This is a genomic window from Dickeya sp. NCPPB 3274, from assembly GCF_000406205.1.
In the GTDB taxonomy this organism is placed as follows: Bacteria; Pseudomonadota; Gammaproteobacteria; order Enterobacterales; family Enterobacteriaceae; genus Dickeya; species Dickeya fangzhongdai.
This window is the reverse complement of record NZ_CM001979.1, coordinates 1,042,900-1,059,194: the sequence shown is the minus strand read 5'-3', so window position 1 is coordinate 1,059,194 and position 16,295 is coordinate 1,042,900. Positions and strand designations below refer to the sequence as shown.

Below are 16,295 nucleotides of genomic sequence, written 5' to 3'. Positions count from 1 at the left end.
TCCACACCTAAAGGCGGGAGAAATCATTGAAAAGTGCGAGTCCCATTAACATCATCAGCAACACCGTGCCAATGCGATAGCTAACGTCCTGCACACGCTCGGAAACCGGTCCGCCCTTCAGCTTTTCAATCGCCAGGAAGAGCAGATGACCACCATCCAGTACTGGCAGAGGGAACAGATTGATAATCCCCAGGTTGACGCTGATCAACGCCAAAAACATCAGGTAATACACCAATCCGTAGTCTGCTGACATACCTGCTCCCTGCGCGATGGAGATCGGGCCGCTCAGATTATTCAGCTTCACGTCACCGGTAATCAGCTTACCCAGCATACTGACTGTCAGTTTCATCAACAGCCAGGTTTTATTCCCGGCTTCATAGATGGCGCTGAACGGCCCATACTGGCGCACGGTCTTGTACTCATCAGGCAAAGGGGTGACTTTCGGCACCACACCGGCAAACCCTTCCAGCCGGTTCTTCCCCACCGTTTTGCTATCAGGCGTCAGAGCAACGGACAGCGAATCTCCGCCTCTTTCCACCTCCAGCGTAATCGGCTTGCCTGGGTTATCACGCACGGCAATGACAAACTGCTGCCAACGAGCCAACAGCTGACCATCGACTTTAACGATCCTGTCCCCGACTTGCAAACCCGCTTTTTCAGCCGCGGAACGCGGCTGAACCTGCGTCAGTACCGCTTCGACCTGCGGCCCTTTGGGCACAATCCCCAGCGATACCGCCGGATCCTGCCTTTCCGGATCGAAATGCCAGTCTTGCAGTTCAAGCCGCTTACTCTCGGTCCTGGCGACGCCCAACGGCGCGGTTTCAATCACCACGTCAGGTTCGCCAATCTTGCCGATCAGGGCCAAACGCGCGCTATCCCAGTCAGGCGTTTCGATGCCATCAATCGACTTTAGTTCCATCCCCGGCGAAATTTGGGCCTGCGCGGCAATCGAACCGGGTAAAACCTCGCCAACCACCGGGCGGACGCCCGGCACGCCAATGATAAACACCAGCCAATAGGCGATAACGGCGAAAATGAAGTTAGCGATCGGTCCGGCGCTGACAATCGCCGCCCGTTGCCAGACGGTCTTATGATTGAACGCCTGATGCTGAAGCCCCGCTGGCACCTCATCGACCCGACCATCCAGCATTTTCACATAACCGCCCAACGGAATCAGCGCGATCACATACTCGGTTCCCTGACGATCGCGGCGACGCCACAGCGCCTTGCCGAAACCGATGGAGAAACGTTCGACGCGGACGCCGCAGCGGCGGGCAACCCAGAAATGCCCAAATTCGTGCACGGTGATCAGCACACCGAGTGCGACGATAAATGCGGCCAGGCTCCAGAGAATATTCAGCATAAACAGACTCTACCTGTATTCCTAAACGGCCTTGAACAGCAGCAGCATCAGGCAGGCAAATACCGGGATGGCTGCGGTCAGGCTGTCAATACGATCCAGTACCCCACCGTGACCCGGAATCAGATGACTGCTGTCCTTGATGCCGGCCTCACGCTTGAACATGCTCTCAGTCAGATCGCCCAATACCGAAGCCAGCGTCGCCACTACGGAGCAAACCAGCAAGGTAGAGGTAGAAATAGACAATGGCGCATAGTGACTAAACAGTAACGCAATCACCGCCGACGTTGCCAGCCCGCCGATAAACCCCTCCCAGGTTTTTCCCGGCGAGACCTTCGGCGCCAGCTTATGCCGACCAAACAGTTTGCCAAACAGGTAGGCGCCGCTATCGGCGCCCCAAACCAGCACCATCACATACAGCAACCACCAGGCGCCGCTAAAAGGGTTGGTTTCATATTCGAACTGGCGCAACGCCACCATACCCCAGAAAAAAGGCACGATGGTCAACAGGCCAAAACACAGACGCAATATGCGGGAATGGCGCCATACCGCAGCGGAAGACGGATAAAACAGCACCATCAGCAACGCCACGCCCCACCAGGCAAGGGAGAGCCATAGAGAAAGGCAGACCGGTACAAGCGCAACGGAATAGTGGTAATCAGGCAGAGTCAGCAGCATCGCCGCCAGCACGAAGCCGCAGGCGATGGAAAGCCAGATTCGCTGTGTGTAAGAAACCAGACCGGCCAGTTGACCCCACTCCCAGGCGGCCAGCATACAGACAGCCAGCGTCACCAGAGAAAAAACCAACGGCGGCAGGAAAAAAAGCGCCGCAATAACCAAAGGAATAAGAACCAGCGCAGTAATCAGGCGATACTTCAGCAAAAATACCCCCTACGATGCATCCGCATCGTCAGGCGTGGTTCCCCCAAAGCGACGCTCACGTTGAGCAAAGGCATGAATGGCACCTTCAAAGGTTTGTTCGTCAAAATCCGGCCAGAGAACATCGGTAAAATAGAGTTCTGCATACGCAATCTGCCACAGCAGGAAATTGCTGATGCGATGTTCTCCACTGGTTCTTATTAGCAGATCAACCGGAGCCAGATCGTTCAAGCACATGTAACGACTCAGAGTCGACTCGTCAATGGTATCAGGACGCAGCAATCCTTCCTGAACCTGTTCAGCGATTTTTCTGACCCCGTGGATAATATCCCAACGCCCGCCATAATTCGCGGCAATATTCAGGGTAAGACCAGTATTATTTTCCGTCACAGCCTCTGAACGGCGAATAAGTCCCTGCAATCGACTACTGAAGCGACTGATATCACCGATGACTCTCAGGCGGACATTGTGCTTGTGCAGATTCTTGACTTCGCTATCCAGCACGCGCACAAACAGTTCCATCAGCGCAGAGACCTCCTGCGCCGGACGATTCCAGTTTTCGCTGCTGAACGCATACAGCGTCAGTGCTTCAAGGTTCTGGCCGACCGCATAACTGATCGCACGGCGTACTGACTTCACTCCCGCCTGATGACCGAAGATCCGCAGCTTTCCCCTCTGTTTAGCCCAGCGGCCATTGCCATCCATGATTATCGCTACATGGCGCGGACCGTTAGGTAACAACTTCTGACTACCTTGTTGATTTTCGGAGGGCATAGCGTGTATTGATTTCCTCGAGCAAGAAAATGATTATTCCAGTCGCGCCAAACCTGACAGCATAAAAAAAGCTGTGAACACACAGCTTTCCATCACCGTGGCTTTTATTAATAACCACCTGCATCAAGCGGCGCAGACTATACCATTTCAGGCGCATGTGAACAAACACACCAGCGTAAGGTTACTGATAACGCCGCAATACATTTTCTGCGGCTTGTCTTGCCCAGGTATCGATAGACAATACATCATCAACGCTTTGCGGCTCAGGTAATGTCAACTGTTCCATCACGCTCTGATTGACTGCGGCGATATCGGTAAAACGGATACCGGATTGTAAAAATGCCGCAACCGCAATTTCATTTGCCGCATTGAGCGCCGTCGTCGCGGCTTGCCCTTGATTGCATGCGTCGATCGCCAGACGCAGACAAGGGTACCGCTGGAAATCCGGCGCAGAGAAGGTCAACGCCCCTAACTGGCAGAAATCAAGCGCCGGCGCGCCGGAAAAAACGCGATCGGGGTAGGCCATCGCATAGGCTATGGGGGTCCGCATATCGGGAGTTCCCAACTGCGCCATCACACTGCCATCCCGGTAACGCACCATGGAATGGATGACTGATTGGGGATGGATAACCACTTCCATCTGTGCTTCCGAGGCGTTAAACAGCCAGCGCGCCTCGATATATTCCAGTCCCTTATTCATCATGGTGGCGGAATCCACCGAAATTTTTCGCCCCATAGACCAGTTTGGATGGGCGCACGCCTGATCAGGGGTGACGCAATCCAATGCGGCAAACGGAATCTCGCGGAATGGCCCACCTGAACCGGTCAGCACAACCCGCTCAACCCCGTATTGCTTCAGGGAAGCATATCCCAGTTGCCGTTGGATTGGCTCAGGTAAACTCTGAAAAATGGCGCTGTGTTCACTATCAACCGGCAACAGTTGCGCCCCGTTCTTCGAAACCTCGTCCATAAACAGACGGCCACAGGTCACCAGAGATTCTTTATTGGCCAGCAGCACCTGCTTGCCGGCGCGAATCGCCGACAATGCCGGCAACAAACCGGCTGCGCCAACAATCGCCGCCATCACCTGATCGACCTCGTCCAGCGCCGCCAGCTCACAGGCAGCCTTCTCGCCTGACAGCACGGTCGTCTGACTACCGGCTTCGCTTAAGCGGATACGGAGTTCACGCGCCGCGTCTTCGTCTGCCATTGAGGCGTACGCCGGGCAAAACTCCAGGCACTGCTCCGCCATCAGGGAAACATTGCGTCCGGCAACCAGTGCCGTTATCGAAAATTTGTCTGGATTGGCCCTGACCACAGCCAGGGAACTGACGCCAATAGAACCGGTGGAACCGAGGATTGTCAGTTGCTTCATGAATATGACCTGATAAAGCTGGGTTTGATAACAGGCGTGGTGCCAGTCTGTAACGTCAGCGCCGGCCTGTCGATAAGGCTGGTGTGAAAATGCGTGGCGTTACGCAAAACATCCCGCATCCAAAAGCTGAAAAACAAAACGCCGCAGGAGGCGCGGGCCTGACCCTGCACCTGCCGCGGCGCTGTGCCTGACCGACGGATTAGAAATCCATCAGTTCTTTTTCTTTCTCGGCCAGAACGGCATCGATTTTCTTGATAAAGCTATCAGTGAGCTTCTGGACGTCGTCCTGAGAGCGGCGTTCATCATCTTCGCTGATGGTCTTATCTTTCAGTTGCGCCTTCAGCTTGTCGTTAGCGTCACGGCGAACGTTGCGTACCGCCACACGGCTCTGCTCGGCTTCACCGCGCACCACCTTGATCAGGTCTTTACGACGTTCTTCCGTCAGCGGCGGCAGCGGAACGCGGATAACCGTGCCGGCAGACATCGGGTTAAGACCCAGATCGGATGCCATGATGGCTTTCTCCACCGCCGGGCCCAACGTCCGGTCAAATACGGTGACAGCCAGCGTACGCGTGTCTTCCACCACGATATTGGCTAACTGGCGTAACGGGGTTGCGCTACCGTAATATTCCACATGAATGCCGTCCAGAAGACTGGGGGACGCGCGGCCAGTACGCACTTTGCTGATCTGGTTCTTGAAAGCTTCTACGCATTTGTCCATGCGCGTTTCAGCGTCTTTTCTGATTTCATTAATCACGTTGTGAACCCTTGAAAACTGGTTGCCAGTCAGGTCACGCGCGACTTGCATGACCCAGCGAATCATTGATTACCAGCGGCAGGCTGGCGATGTATGGCGCAATCTTGTATACCCGTCATACTTCAAGTTGCAGGTGTGTGGGCTGCGTTCACTCACCCGAATCACTTACCTGAGTAAGCTCATCGGGATTCTCTCTCTTGCCGCCTTCCTGCAACTCGAATTATTTGGGTATATCACCAAAACAAGATATTACCTTAAATTAGACGTCAGCCGTTATTACTGATCAACGTCCCTTCTTTTTCGCCCATGACGACGCGACGCAGCGCCCCCGGCTTATTCATATTGAACACCCGGATCGGCAGGTTGTGGTCACGCGCCAGCGTAAAGGCCGCCAGATCCATCACTTTGAGTTCTTGCTCCAGCACTTCCTGATAGCTCAACGATTCGTAGAGCGTCGCGTTGGGATCCTTAACCGGGTCAGCCGAAAATACGCCATCCACTTTGGTGGCTTTCAGCACTACATCGGCTTCGATTTCAATCCCGCGCAGGCAAGCAGCGGAGTCGGTGGTGAAGAAGGGATTGCCGGTACCGGCGGAGAAAATCACCACGCGGTTGTTGCGCAGCAGGCTGATGGCTTCAGCCCAGCTGTAATTATCGCACACGCCATTGAGCGGAATGGCCGACATCAGGCGGGCGTTGACATAAGCACGATGCAGCGAATCTCGCATCGCCAGACCGTTCATGACGGTAGCCAACATCCCCATATGATCACCCACCACACGGTTCATGCCTGCTTTGGCCAGACCAGCGCCGCGGAACAGGTTGCCGCCGCCGATCACCACACCGACCTGAATGCCCAACTCAACCAGTTCCTTCACTTCCTGGGCCATACGATCGAGGATGCTCGCATCGATACCGAAACCTTCAGCTCCCTGCAGGGCTTCGCCACTCAGCTTCAGCAGGATACGTTGATATACGGGTTTTGCGTTGGTTGCCATGGTGTTCTTGTCCTAACAGGCTGTCATCGTACTGGGGGTTATTACTGCCACACCCGGCGCGCCGCAGACGGGGTTGCCAGATGCCATGAAATTGCTTGTACCACGAATAGTTTGGCTGGATAAAAAGGAACCGCCAACTGGCGGCTCCTTTTTTATTAAGACTGCTTGCTCATTGCTGCGACTTCAGCAGCAAAGTCAACTTCAGCTTTCTCGATGCCTTCACCCACTTCGTAGCGGATGAAGCTGCTCACGGAGGCATTGTGCTCTTTCAGCAACTGGCCAACGGTTTTGTTCGGGTCCATTACAAAGTTCTGGCCGGTCAGAGAGATCTCGCCGGTGAACTTACGCATGCGGCCTTCAACCATTTTCTCAGCGATTTCGCGCGGCTTGCCGGACTGCATGGCGATGTCCAGCTGGATCTGATGCTCGCGGGCAACTACGTCAGCCGGCACGTCTTCAGCATGAACGTATTCCGGTTTGCTGGCGGCGATGTGCATGGCAACGTGCTTGATCAGCTCTTCGTCGGCACCGGTAGCGGCAACCATAACGCCGATACGAGCGCCGTGCATGTAAGAACCCAGCGCGTCGCCAGTCTGAACGGCGATACGACGGATGTTGATGTTTTCACCGATTTTCGCTACCAGCGCGGTGCGCTGTTCTTCGAATTTCGCTTTCAGAACTTCAACATCAGTGATGCGCTCGTTCAGCGCGGCGGCGATAACTTCTTCGCCAAACGCTTTGAAGCCGGCGTCTTTTGCTACGAAGTCAGTTTCGCAGTTCAGTTCAACGATGACGCCGTATTTGCCGTCAGCGGCAATTTTGGTCAGGATCACGCCTTCAGCAGCAACGCGACCTGCTTTTTTCGCAGCTTTAGCCTGGCCGGATTTACGCATGTTGTCGATTGCCAGCTCGATGTCGCCATTGGCTTCAACCAGAGCTTTTTTACATTCCATCATGCCTGCGCCGGTACGTTCGCGCAGTTCTTTTACCAGGGCAGCGGTAATTTCAGCCATTATCTTTTCCTCGGTTATCTCGTGGGGGAGATAAGTAAGAGATAAGTAAAAAGGGGGCCTGACAAGGCCCCCTAACCAACATATGTCAATACCTGGTTAATAAGGGCTCAACAGAGCTGGCCTTATTATTCAGCTTCGACGAAGCTCTCTTCTGCCTGTTCAGCCAGATCCTGAGAACGGCCTTCGCGGACAGAGGCGGCAACAGCGCTCAGGTACAGGGTTACTGCACGGATGGCGTCGTCGTTACCAGGGATGATGTAGTCAACGCCATCCGGATCGGAGTTGGTATCAACAATTGCAAATACCGGGATACCCAGATTGTTTGCTTCTTTGATAGCAATGTGTTCGTGATCGGCGTCGATAACGAACAGCGCGTCAGGCAGACCGCCCATGTCTTTGATACCGCCCAGGCTGTTTTCCAGCTTGTCCAGTTCACGGGTGCGCAGCAGCGCTTCTTTCTTGGTCAGCTTGTCGAACGTGCCGTCCTGAGCCTGAGTTTCCAGATCTTTCAAGCGTTTGATGGACTGACGAACGGTTTTCCAGTTAGTCAGCATACCGCCCAGCCAGCGATGGTTCACGAAGAACTGGTCGCAACCGGTAGCAGCTTCTTTTACCGCTTCGCTTGCTGCGCGTTTAGTACCGACAAACAGGATCTTGCCCTTGCGGGAAGAGATTTTGCTCAGCTCAGCCAGGGCTTCGTTGAACATCGGTACCGTTTTCTCAAGGTTGATGATGTGAACTTTGTTACGTGCGCCGAAGATGAACGGTTTCATTTTCGGGTTCCAGTAACGAGTCTGGTGACCAAAGTGTACGCCCGCCTTGAGCATGTCGCGCATGGAAACAGTTGCCATGATTACCTCTATAGATTAAGTATGGGGTTATGCCTCCACGTGTCCCATTGCGCCGACCTGAATGGAAAACCACTCTGGCACCCCGGCGAATGTGCCGACACGTGTGTGTTATACACATAGTGAGTTCAGTTTGAACCAGTCGGTATTCAGTTGCCTGAACGCCAGCCGGATCACCGGCGCGCTTTATACCATAAACCGCCTCCGGACACCAACTTTTGTTGCATTCTACCGTAACGCCCCGAGCCCTGAATGACAGCCTCGTGACGGAATGATGATTTGGCAGTGTCAGGCTGGGCTGATACCATAAATCACTATTTACCGACCCTCTTTCGCCGGAAAAGGCGATACCTGTGGACTGAATTCAATGGCAATATCAATCAAAACCTCTGAAGATATCGAAAAAATGCGTGTGGCCGGCCGCCTGGCGGCGGAAGTGCTGGAAATCATCGAGCCGCACGTGGTTCCCGGCGTGAGCACCGGCGAGCTGGACCGCATCTGTCATGACCACATCACCAACAAGCAAAACGCGATTTCCGCCAGCCTCGGCTACCACGGTTTCCCGAAATCCGTCTGCATCTCCGTTAACGAAGTGGTGTGCCACGGCATTCCAAGCGACGAGAAAATCCTCAAAGACGGCGATATCGTCAACATCGACGTCACGGTGATCAAAGACGATTTTCACGGCGATACCTCCAAAATGTTTATTGTCGGCAAACCGACCATTCTGGGGGAACGCCTGTGCAAGGTTACTCAGGAAAGCCTGTATCTGGCGCTGCGGATGATCAAACCGGGCGTCCGGTTGCGCACGCTGGGCCGCGAAATCCAGAAATACGTGGAAGCGCAGGATTTCTCCGTGGTGCGCGAGTACTGCGGTCATGGCATCGGCCGTGGTTTCCATGAAGAACCGCAGGTGCTGCACTATGACGCCGACGACGGCGGCGTGGTGTTGCAGCCGGGCATGGCGTTCACCGTGGAACCGATGGTCAACGCCGGCGATTACCGCATCCGTACCATGAAAGACGGCTGGACGGTAAAAACCAAGGATCGCAGCTTGTCGGCGCAATACGAGCATACTATTGTGGTGACTGAAAACGGCTGCGAAATAATGACGTTGCGTAAGGATGACACTATCCCCAACATCATCACGCATCAGGAATAATTGAGCATAAGCCGGCTGATGCCGGCTTTTTTTATGTCTATGGTGGCGCAACATGATCGACAGAGACCTTCCGCACGATATCCCCGGTTCCACCACCACGGTTCATCCGGCACCGGCTTCTCCCCTCACCTTCACGGACGACATGCTGAAATGTCAGACGCTGAAAACCCATCTGGAAAAGTTCCAGAGCTGGCTGGCGGAGGAGTTCAAAGCCGGCGTCAGCGCGGAAGCGTTGATCGATGCCCGCACGCTGTTTATCGATCACCTGATGCAACGGCTGTGGCGCTTTTACGGTTTTGAGAGTACGCCGCAAACCGCGCTGGTGGCGGTAGGCGGCTACGGGCGCGGAGAATTGCACCCGCTGTCGGACATTGACCTGCTGGTCCTGAGCCAGCATAAGCTGACGGACGCTCAGTCACAGGCTATCGGCACCTTTATCACGTTGCTGTGGGACCTGCGGCTGGAAGTCGGCCACAGCGTGCGCACGCTGGACGAATGTCTGGAAGAAGGCCGGGCGGATATTTCCGTCGCCACCAACCTGATCGAATCCCGCATGATTTGCGGGGACGTCGCGTTGTTCCTGATGCTGCAAAAACACATTTTCAGCGACGCGTTCTGGCCATCGGAAACCTTTTTCCCCGCCAAGATCGCCGAGCAGCGGGAACGCCACCAGCGCTACCACAGCACCAGTTACAATCTGGAGCCGGATATCAAGAGCAGCCCCGGCGGACTGCGGGATATCCACACCCTGCTGTGGGTCGCCCGTCGTCATTTTGGCGCCACGTCGCTCAACGAAATGGTCGGGTTCGGTTTTCTGACCGAAGCTGAACGCAACGAACTGAACGAATGCCAGAGTTTTCTGTGGCGCATTCGCTTCGCGCTGCATTTGATCCTGCCCCGTTACGATAACCGCCTGTTGTTCGACCGCCAGCTCAATGTGGCGCAACTGCTGCAATATCAGGGCGAAGGCAACGCGCCGGTAGAACACATGATGAAAGACTTCTACCGTATGACGCGTCGAGTGGGCGAACTGAATCAGATGCTGCTGCAACTGTTTGACGAAGCCATTCTGGCGCTGGATGCCAGCGAGAAACCCCGTCCGCTGGACGAGGAATTCCAGTTGCGCGGCCAGCTTATCGACCTGCGTGACGAAACCCTGTTCGAGCGCAAGCCCGAAGCCATCATCCGCATGTTCTACCTGATGGTGCGCAATCAGGAAATCAGCGGCATCTATTCAACAACTCTGCGGCATCTGCGCCATGCGCGCCGGCATCTGAGCCAGCCGCTGTGCACTATTCCGGAAGCGCGCAGCCTGTTCATGAATATTCTGCGTCACCCGCGCGCCGTCAGTCGGGCGCTGCTGCCGATGCACACCCACAGCGTGCTGTGGGCCTACATGCCGTTGTGGGGCAATATCGTCGGGCAGATGCAATTTGACCTGTTCCACGCCTATACCGTGGATGAGCACACCATTCGCGTGCTGCTGAAACTGGAAAGTTTTACCGAAGAGGCCACTCGCGCGGCGCATCCGCTGTGCGTGGAACTCTATCCGCGACTGCCGCAGCCGGAACTGTTGTTGCTGGCCGCCTTGTTCCACGACATCGCCAAAGGTCGCGGCGGCGACCACTCGGAACTGGGCGCCAAGGACGCGCTGGAGTTCGCCGCGCTGCATGGCTTGAATTCACGAGAAACCCAGTTGGTCGCCTGGCTGGTGCGCTGTCATCTGTTGATGTCGGTCACCGCGCAACGCCGCGATATTCAGGACCCGGCGGTAATCCAGCAATTCGCCGAACAGGTACAGAGCGAAACCCGGTTGCGCTACCTGTTGAATCTGACCGTAGCGGATATCTGCGCCACCAATGAGACGCTGTGGAACAGCTGGAAACAGAGCCTGCTGCGCGAATTGTATTTCGCCACCGAGAAGCAGCTGCGCCGCGGCATGCAGAACACGCCGGACCTGCGCGAACGGGTGCGCCATCACCGCTTGCAGGCGCTGGCGCTGTTGCGCATGGACAATATCGACGAGGAAGCGCTGCACCACATCTGGAGCCGCTGCCGCGCCGACTACTTCCTGCGTCATTCCCCGAATCAATTGGCCTGGCACGCACGCCATCTGCTGGAGCATGACGTCAGTAAACCGATGGTGCTGATCAGCCACCAGGCCAGTCGCGGCGGCACCGAAATTTTTATCTGGAGCCCGGACCGCCCTTACCTGTTCGCCGCGGTCGCCGGCGAACTGGACAGGCGTAACCTGAGCGTACACGACGCCCAGATTTTCACCAGCCGCGACGGTATGGCGATGGACACCTTTATCGTGCTGGAGCCGGACGGCAGCCCGCTGGCGCCGGATCGTCACGAGATGATCCGCCACGCCATCGAGCAGGCGCTGACCCAACGGGATTACCAGCATCCGAGAGCGCGCCGGCCCTCCTCGCGTCTGCGCCACTTTAGCGTGCCGACGGAAGTCGGTTTTCTGCCGACGCATACCGACCGGCGCAGTTACATGGAGCTAATCGCGCTCGATCAGCCCGGTCTGCTGGCGCGGGTGGGCGAAGTGTTCGCCGACCTTAATCTGTCGCTGCACGGCGCCCGTATTTCCACCATCGGCGAACGAGTAGAAGACCTGTTTATTCTGGCAGATAGCGAAAGACGGGCATTAAGCCCCGAATTACGGCTTAAGTTGCAACAACGGTTGACAGAAGCCCTCGACCCAAACGATAAAGTAGCTTCTTAAATGTTAAGCCGCGTCCCGCATGGCGGCGCGCGGCCTGGTTTGATTAATCACGAAAGAGAAACAGGATGCAGCAATTACAGAACATCATCGAAACCGCATTTGAGCGTCGCGCAGACATCACCCCGGCCAATGTGGACACGGTGACGCGCGAAGCGGTGAATCAGGTTATCAGCCAGTTGGACAGCGGCGTGCTGCGTGTGGCTGAGAAAATCAACGGCCAGTGGGTGACGCATCAGTGGCTGAAGAAAGCGGTGCTGCTCTCTTTCCGCATCAATGACAACCACCTGATGGAAGGAGCCGAAACCCGCTACTACGACAAAGTGCCGATGAAATTCGCCGGTTACGACGAAGCGCGTTTCCAGCGTGAGGGTTTCCGCGTCGTGCCGCCAGCCAGCGTACGTCAGGGCGCGTTTATCGCCCGTAACACCGTACTGATGCCGTCTTACGTCAACATCGGCGCCTACGTCGATGAAGGCTCGATGGTGGACACCTGGGCGACCGTCGGCTCCTGCGCTCAGATCGGCAAAAACGTGCACCTGTCCGGCGGCGTCGGCATCGGCGGCGTTCTGGAACCGCTGCAGGCTAACCCGACCATCATCGAAGACAACTGCTTCATCGGCGCTCGCTCCGAAGTCGTGGAAGGCGTGATCGTGGAAGAAGGCTCGGTGATCTCAATGGGCGTATTCATCGGCCAGAGCACCAAAATTTACGACCGTGAAACCGGCGAAGTGCATTACGGCCGCGTACCGGCGGGCTCGGTAGTGGTATCCGGCAACCTGCCATCTAAAGACGGCAGCTACAGCCTCTACTGCGCAGTGATCGTGAAGAAAGTGGATGCGAAAACCCGCGGTAAAGTGGGAATTAATGAGTTATTACGCACTATCGACTAATACCACTATCGACTAAACTGAATGGCGGGTTACGACCCGCCATTTTTTACGGCATCAAGCCATCACGACCAACAACACTGGCCCAGTTTTTCAAGCCGACGTAAAACAAGAAAGGTGGTGTTATGTACGACAATCTGAAAAGTCTTGGGATTTCCAACCCGGAAGATATCGACCGCTATAGCCTCCGCCAGGAAGCCAGCAACGATATTCTGAAAATTTACTTTCGCAAGGATAAAGGGGAATTTTTCGCTAAAAGCGTCAAGTTCAAATATCCGCGCCAGCGCAAAACCATCGTCGCAGATAACGCCGGGCAGGGTTACAAAGAAATCAACGAGATCAGCCCCAATCTGCGCTATGTCGTGGACGAGCTCGATCAGATTTGCCAGCGCGATCAGGTTGAGGTGGATTTGAAGCGCAAGATTCTGTCCGACCTGCGTCATCTGGAAAGCGTAGTCACCAACAAGATCAGCGAAATCGAAGCCGATCTGGAAAAACTGACCCAGCGCTGAGTGGGCGTCGTCGACAAGGCTGCAACGCAGCCAATCAGCATAAGAAACGGGGCCTGAAGGCCCCGTTTTCACAACCGGCTCCCGACAGTTACTTATCCAGCAACGCGGCCCAGGACTCCACCCACGGGCAGGAAACCACTTCGGGTTCCGGATGCTCGGCCGCATCAATTTCCAGCAACTCGCCCACGCGTTTCGCCCCCATCTCCTGCAACAACGCATCAAACTGATGGCCGCCGCCGCAGAAGTTGTCGTAGCTGCTGTCGCCCAGCGCAATCAGCCCGTAGCGTAAATCCGGCTGATAACCGACTTTTTCGCGCAGCGCTTCGTACAACGGCACGATAGACTCCGGCAACTGCCCCTGACCGGTGGTGGAGGTCACCACCAGCACCGTCTGCTGGCTGTAAGCCAGCCAGTCATCTACCGAAGCCTCTTCGAAAATCTTTACCTCATGCCCGTGCGCTTTAAGCAGGCTTTCCGCTTCTTCCGCCACCAGCAATGCATTGCCGTACACCGTGCCAACAAAAATACCGACTTGCGCCATGACGCTGATTCTCCTGTTTTATGCTGACGTCAGTCCGTTATCCTGACCCGACGCCTGAGGAAACTCAACCCTTTCAACATCAGGGAGACTGCCTTGCCAGCCGAATTGCGTCATTACGCCCTGCCAGGGCTCATCCCAGCGTGCCGATATTACCAGCGGCTCGTTGGTAACCGGGTGAGTCAGCGACAAGCGGCTGGCGTGCAACATCAGGCGGGCACAGTCGAAGTGCGCCGCCATACCGCGATTCTGGCGCAGGTCGCCGTGGGTCGTATCCCCAATAATAGGATGACGCAAATGCGCCATATGTCGCCGCAACTGGTGCTTGCGCCCGGTCCTGGGGCTCAATTCCAGCAGGCTGTAGCGAGAGGTGTCATAACGTCCGATCGCCACCGGCATTTCGGCACGAGACAGTACCCGATAGTGGCTGACGGCAGGCTGCGGCGCTTTGTCGGGGTCGGCGTATTTATCGGCGATGCGATCCAGCTCTTCCGTCAGCGCATAATCAATCACGCCGTCCTCCATCACATAGCCGCGAACCACCGCATGATAGGTTTTCTCCATCTGATGCTGCTCGAACTGCTGCGCCAGTAACCGCGCGACCTCAGGGGACAATGCCATCAACAGCACGCCGGAAGTAGGACGGTCCAGGCGGTGCGCGGTAAACACGTGCTGACCAATCTGATCGCGTACCGTTTGCATCACCACCACTTTTTCCTTGCGATCCAGCCAGCTACGGTGCACCAGCCAGCCAGCCGGTTTGTTCACCGCAACCAGATGCTCATCCTGATAGACAATCTCCAGCATCCTCATTCCTCAAACACTGCGTCCAACACACGCAACTGCGTCAGCAACTCGCCGACATCATCCGAACGCCCGTCGAACGCCACCTCGAAGTAAGGCAGGATGGCAAGTCGGGTCGGCAACGGCGCGCCGCTATCCAGTAATGCGTGCATACGCGGCAGAAATACCCATTGCAGCCATTGCTCGGCCGCCATCGTATCGATGCAGAACGGCTCCTGACTGGCAAACGCCGCCTCATCAGGCGCAGAAGACTGCCATAACGGGCTCGCCCTCAGGGCATACTCTATAGCGAACAGCGATTGTCGGATGCGAATCTCTACACTCATGGGCCGGGGTCTCATCAGGCTTGGTAACAGGGCGGCAAAGCATAGCATCGTTACCCTGTTCTGGCATCCCGCATGCACCCCGCAACCGGATGCGCATACTGAACGACAGCTGGCAAAAACGAAAAGAGGGAACCGATTTCTCGGTTCCCTCTTAGTTCGTTTGCAGCAGTCCCGCTACCTTGTTGCTTCCCTGCTCGTCCTTGAAAACTTGTCCCTGATGGTCCTCCTAACCCACAATCCTTGCTGGCGATCCCTCTTTCATCCGTGACGGTCGATCCTTCATAATCATCCGTGATCGCATTCCTTTAGGCTCCTGCCCCACCGGCATTCCCAGGCCGGCTCTCATTCTCCTTCCTGGAGGTGTCCCTTATTTCATCCTGAAAAAAGAGTCTGGGTGTAACAGGAATTGACTCCCTGCCTTCCTGGCATGGTCGACATACCCTGTTACCGTGTTACGAAACTGAATAATAAGATGTATTAATTAAACCGAATCAGCAAGCCACCCAAACGCCCCAATAGCCGCATAAAAAACACGGTTTATTGACGAACACCATTAATTCATTAATTAATAATGCAAAAATTAAACGGAAATCTTAGTTTAATATTAAAGATAAGAGATCGCTTACACGCAATGTAAGAGATCTCTCACACATCGAAAAGCGAAACGCGATTCAGCATTATGGAATCAATGGCAACAGCTTATACAGAAAATCAGCCAGATCCGATGACAACACTCGACGCTGGCGTGTTCCGAATTCTTCCAACACAACTTCGCCGCTCAGGTTGCACAAAGAGATTAGCGCCATTTCAGAATGCGTTGTCGCAAGAAATAACGTAGGTGACAATTTTAGTCGTTTTTGTGTCAAAAGGTGACCAATCAGGTTCTCCTGCAGACGAATAAAATCGTCCTCGCTCCAGGCCTGAAGCAGCGTACATTCCAGATCGTCAAAGCGAGCCGTCATGTCGCCGGCGAACTGGCTGGTGAAAAAAGCATGCGCATCCGGGTGCAGTTGGATCTCCAGCGCCCGTTCAACGCCATCCAGCCGCGCTGGCACGACCGGCGCCTGCGGCAACCAGTGCACCCGGCTATCCTGCGTGGCGACGATGCAGGGCGAAGCCACGCCATACAGATCCTCGCTGGCTGGCGGATGACCCGTTTCCCGCTGCCATAATTCGACATAACGCTGGGTGAATGCGTTCAGCGCCTGTGGTACCTGCTGCTCCATCTTACCTCTCAATCTGAGTCTGTCGGATTTCACTGAATACACATTCTATCCCGACTATAGCGCCTGCCGTCGACAGAATACGCATCAAAGTGCGTAACGCCG

General features: G+C 55.4%; 16 protein-coding genes. 4 read left to right on the top strand and 12 right to left on the bottom strand.

Translation table 11 applies throughout. From position 1 onward, the window contains the following. Window positions 1–7: 7 nt before the first annotated feature. The 8 genes from rseP to rpsB form a co-directional block, all read right to left on the bottom strand. A complete protein-coding gene (rseP, locus tag DXX3274_RS05530; protein WP_013316757.1) occupies window positions 8–1,363 on the bottom strand; it encodes a sigma E protease regulator RseP in 1,356 nt (451 codons plus the stop codon). 21 nt (window positions 1,364–1,384) lie between these two features. Further along, window positions 1,385–2,242 carry a phosphatidate cytidylyltransferase gene (cdsA, locus tag DXX3274_RS05525; protein WP_042858991.1) on the bottom strand — a complete coding sequence of 286 codons (858 nt, stop codon included), beginning with the start codon at window positions 2,240–2,242 and terminating at the stop codon, window positions 1,385–1,387. Between the two features lie 9 nt (window positions 2,243–2,251). Continuing rightward, complete coding sequence (gene ispU / locus DXX3274_RS05520; protein WP_038661506.1) at window positions 2,252–3,013, bottom strand: (2E,6E)-farnesyl-diphosphate-specific ditrans,polycis-undecaprenyl-diphosphate synthase; 762 nt, start codon at window positions 3,011–3,013, stop codon at window positions 2,252–2,254. A gap of 181 nt (window positions 3,014–3,194) precedes the next feature. Next, window positions 3,195–4,388: a 1-deoxy-D-xylulose-5-phosphate reductoisomerase gene (gene ispC, locus DXX3274_RS05515; RefSeq protein ID WP_042858990.1), complete on the bottom strand. Its 1,194-nt coding sequence runs from the start codon at window positions 4,386–4,388 to the stop codon at window positions 3,195–3,197. A 199-nt stretch (window positions 4,389–4,587) separates the two neighbouring features. Then, a complete protein-coding gene (frr, locus tag DXX3274_RS05510; protein ID WP_024104878.1) occupies window positions 4,588–5,145 on the bottom strand; it encodes a ribosome recycling factor in 558 nt (185 codons plus the stop codon). Between the two features lie 266 nt (window positions 5,146–5,411). Continuing rightward, window positions 5,412–6,143: a UMP kinase gene (gene pyrH / locus DXX3274_RS05500; RefSeq protein WP_042858988.1), complete on the bottom strand. Its 732-nt coding sequence runs from the start codon at window positions 6,141–6,143 to the stop codon at window positions 5,412–5,414. A 155-nt stretch (window positions 6,144–6,298) separates the two neighbouring features. Next, window positions 6,299–7,156 (bottom strand): translation elongation factor Ts, encoded by an 858-nt coding sequence (gene tsf, locus DXX3274_RS05495; protein ID WP_038918082.1) that lies wholly within the window; start codon window positions 7,154–7,156, stop codon window positions 6,299–6,301. Between the two features lie 125 nt (window positions 7,157–7,281). Beyond that, complete coding sequence (gene rpsB / locus DXX3274_RS05490) at window positions 7,282–8,007, bottom strand: 30S ribosomal protein S2 (protein ID WP_033569777.1); 726 nt, start codon at window positions 8,005–8,007, stop codon at window positions 7,282–7,284. A 364-nt stretch (window positions 8,008–8,371) separates the two neighbouring features. Between rpsB and map the strand changes: the two genes are divergently transcribed. From map to DXX3274_RS05470, 4 genes are all read left to right on the top strand, one after another. Beyond that, entirely contained in the window at window positions 8,372–9,166 is a 795-nt protein-coding gene (map, locus tag DXX3274_RS05485) for a type I methionyl aminopeptidase (protein ID WP_039691628.1), read from the top strand. A gap of 52 nt (window positions 9,167–9,218) precedes the next feature. Beyond that, the gene (gene glnD / locus DXX3274_RS05480) at window positions 9,219–11,900 is read left to right on the top strand and encodes a bifunctional uridylyltransferase/uridylyl-removing protein GlnD (protein WP_042858987.1); all 2,682 of its coding nucleotides are present in this window, start codon (window positions 9,219–9,221) and stop codon (window positions 11,898–11,900) included. Between the two features lie 65 nt (window positions 11,901–11,965). Continuing rightward, window positions 11,966–12,790 (top strand): 2,3,4,5-tetrahydropyridine-2,6-dicarboxylate N-succinyltransferase, encoded by an 825-nt coding sequence (gene dapD, locus DXX3274_RS05475; protein WP_042858986.1) that lies wholly within the window; start codon window positions 11,966–11,968, stop codon window positions 12,788–12,790. A gap of 122 nt (window positions 12,791–12,912) precedes the next feature. After that, window positions 12,913–13,299 (top strand): DUF3461 family protein, encoded by a 387-nt coding sequence (locus DXX3274_RS05470; RefSeq protein WP_038661528.1) that lies wholly within the window; start codon window positions 12,913–12,915, stop codon window positions 13,297–13,299. Between the two features lie 88 nt (window positions 13,300–13,387). Here the strand turns inward: DXX3274_RS05470 and DXX3274_RS05465 are convergent, their stop codons facing one another. From DXX3274_RS05465 to syd, 4 genes are all read right to left on the bottom strand, one after another. Next, window positions 13,388–13,840 carry a flavodoxin gene (locus DXX3274_RS05465; RefSeq protein ID WP_042858985.1) on the bottom strand — a complete coding sequence of 151 codons (453 nt, stop codon included), beginning with the start codon at window positions 13,838–13,840 and terminating at the stop codon, window positions 13,388–13,390. Window positions 13,841–13,858: 18 nt separating this feature from the next. Then, window positions 13,859–14,644, bottom strand: coding sequence for a tRNA pseudouridine(65) synthase TruC (gene truC, locus DXX3274_RS05460; protein WP_042858984.1), 786 nt, complete (start codon window positions 14,642–14,644; stop codon window positions 13,859–13,861). A gap of 2 nt (window positions 14,645–14,646) precedes the next feature. Beyond that, the gene (locus tag DXX3274_RS05455; protein ID WP_042858983.1) at window positions 14,647–14,967 is read right to left on the bottom strand and encodes a YqcC family protein; all 321 of its coding nucleotides are present in this window, start codon (window positions 14,965–14,967) and stop codon (window positions 14,647–14,649) included. 677 nt (window positions 14,968–15,644) lie between these two features. Next, window positions 15,645–16,193 carry a SecY-interacting protein gene (syd, locus tag DXX3274_RS05450; RefSeq protein ID WP_042858982.1) on the bottom strand — a complete coding sequence of 183 codons (549 nt, stop codon included), beginning with the start codon at window positions 16,191–16,193 and terminating at the stop codon, window positions 15,645–15,647. Between the last annotated feature and the right edge of the window lie 102 nt (window positions 16,194–16,295).

Bases quoted from the DNA above. Each gene is read 5' to 3' on its own strand.
- DXX3274_RS05465 (WP_042858985.1), bottom strand. From the start codon at position 13,840: ATGGCGCAAGTCGGTATTTTTGTTGGCACGGTGTACGGCAATGCATTG.
- DXX3274_RS05455 (WP_042858983.1), bottom strand. From the start codon at position 14,967: ATGAGTGTAGAGATTCGCATCCGACAATCGCTGTTCGCTATAGAGTAT.
- rpsB (WP_033569777.1), bottom strand. From the start codon at position 8,007: ATGGCAACTGTTTCCATGCGCGACATGCTCAAGGCGGGCGTACACTTT.
- ispC (WP_042858990.1), bottom strand. From the start codon at position 4,388: ATGAAGCAACTGACAATCCTCGGTTCCACCGGTTCTATTGGCGTCAGT.
- syd (WP_042858982.1), bottom strand. From the start codon at position 16,193: ATGGAGCAGCAGGTACCACAGGCGCTGAACGCATTCACCCAGCGTTAT.
- truC (WP_042858984.1), bottom strand. From the start codon at position 14,644: ATGCTGGAGATTGTCTATCAGGATGAGCATCTGGTTGCGGTGAACAAA.
- map (WP_039691628.1), top strand. From the start codon at position 8,372: ATGGCAATATCAATCAAAACCTCTGAAGATATCGAAAAAATGCGTGTG.
- dapD (WP_042858986.1), top strand. From the start codon at position 11,966: ATGCAGCAATTACAGAACATCATCGAAACCGCATTTGAGCGTCGCGCA.
- glnD (WP_042858987.1), top strand. From the start codon at position 9,219: ATGATCGACAGAGACCTTCCGCACGATATCCCCGGTTCCACCACCACG.
- pyrH (WP_042858988.1), bottom strand. From the start codon at position 6,143: ATGGCAACCAACGCAAAACCCGTATATCAACGTATCCTGCTGAAGCTG.
- DXX3274_RS05470 (WP_038661528.1), top strand. From the start codon at position 12,913: ATGTACGACAATCTGAAAAGTCTTGGGATTTCCAACCCGGAAGATATC.
- rseP (WP_013316757.1), bottom strand. From the start codon at position 1,363: ATGCTGAATATTCTCTGGAGCCTGGCCGCATTTATCGTCGCACTCGGT.
- ispU (WP_038661506.1), bottom strand. From the start codon at position 3,013: ATGCCCTCCGAAAATCAACAAGGTAGTCAGAAGTTGTTACCTAACGGT.
- tsf (WP_038918082.1), bottom strand. From the start codon at position 7,156: ATGGCTGAAATTACCGCTGCCCTGGTAAAAGAACTGCGCGAACGTACC.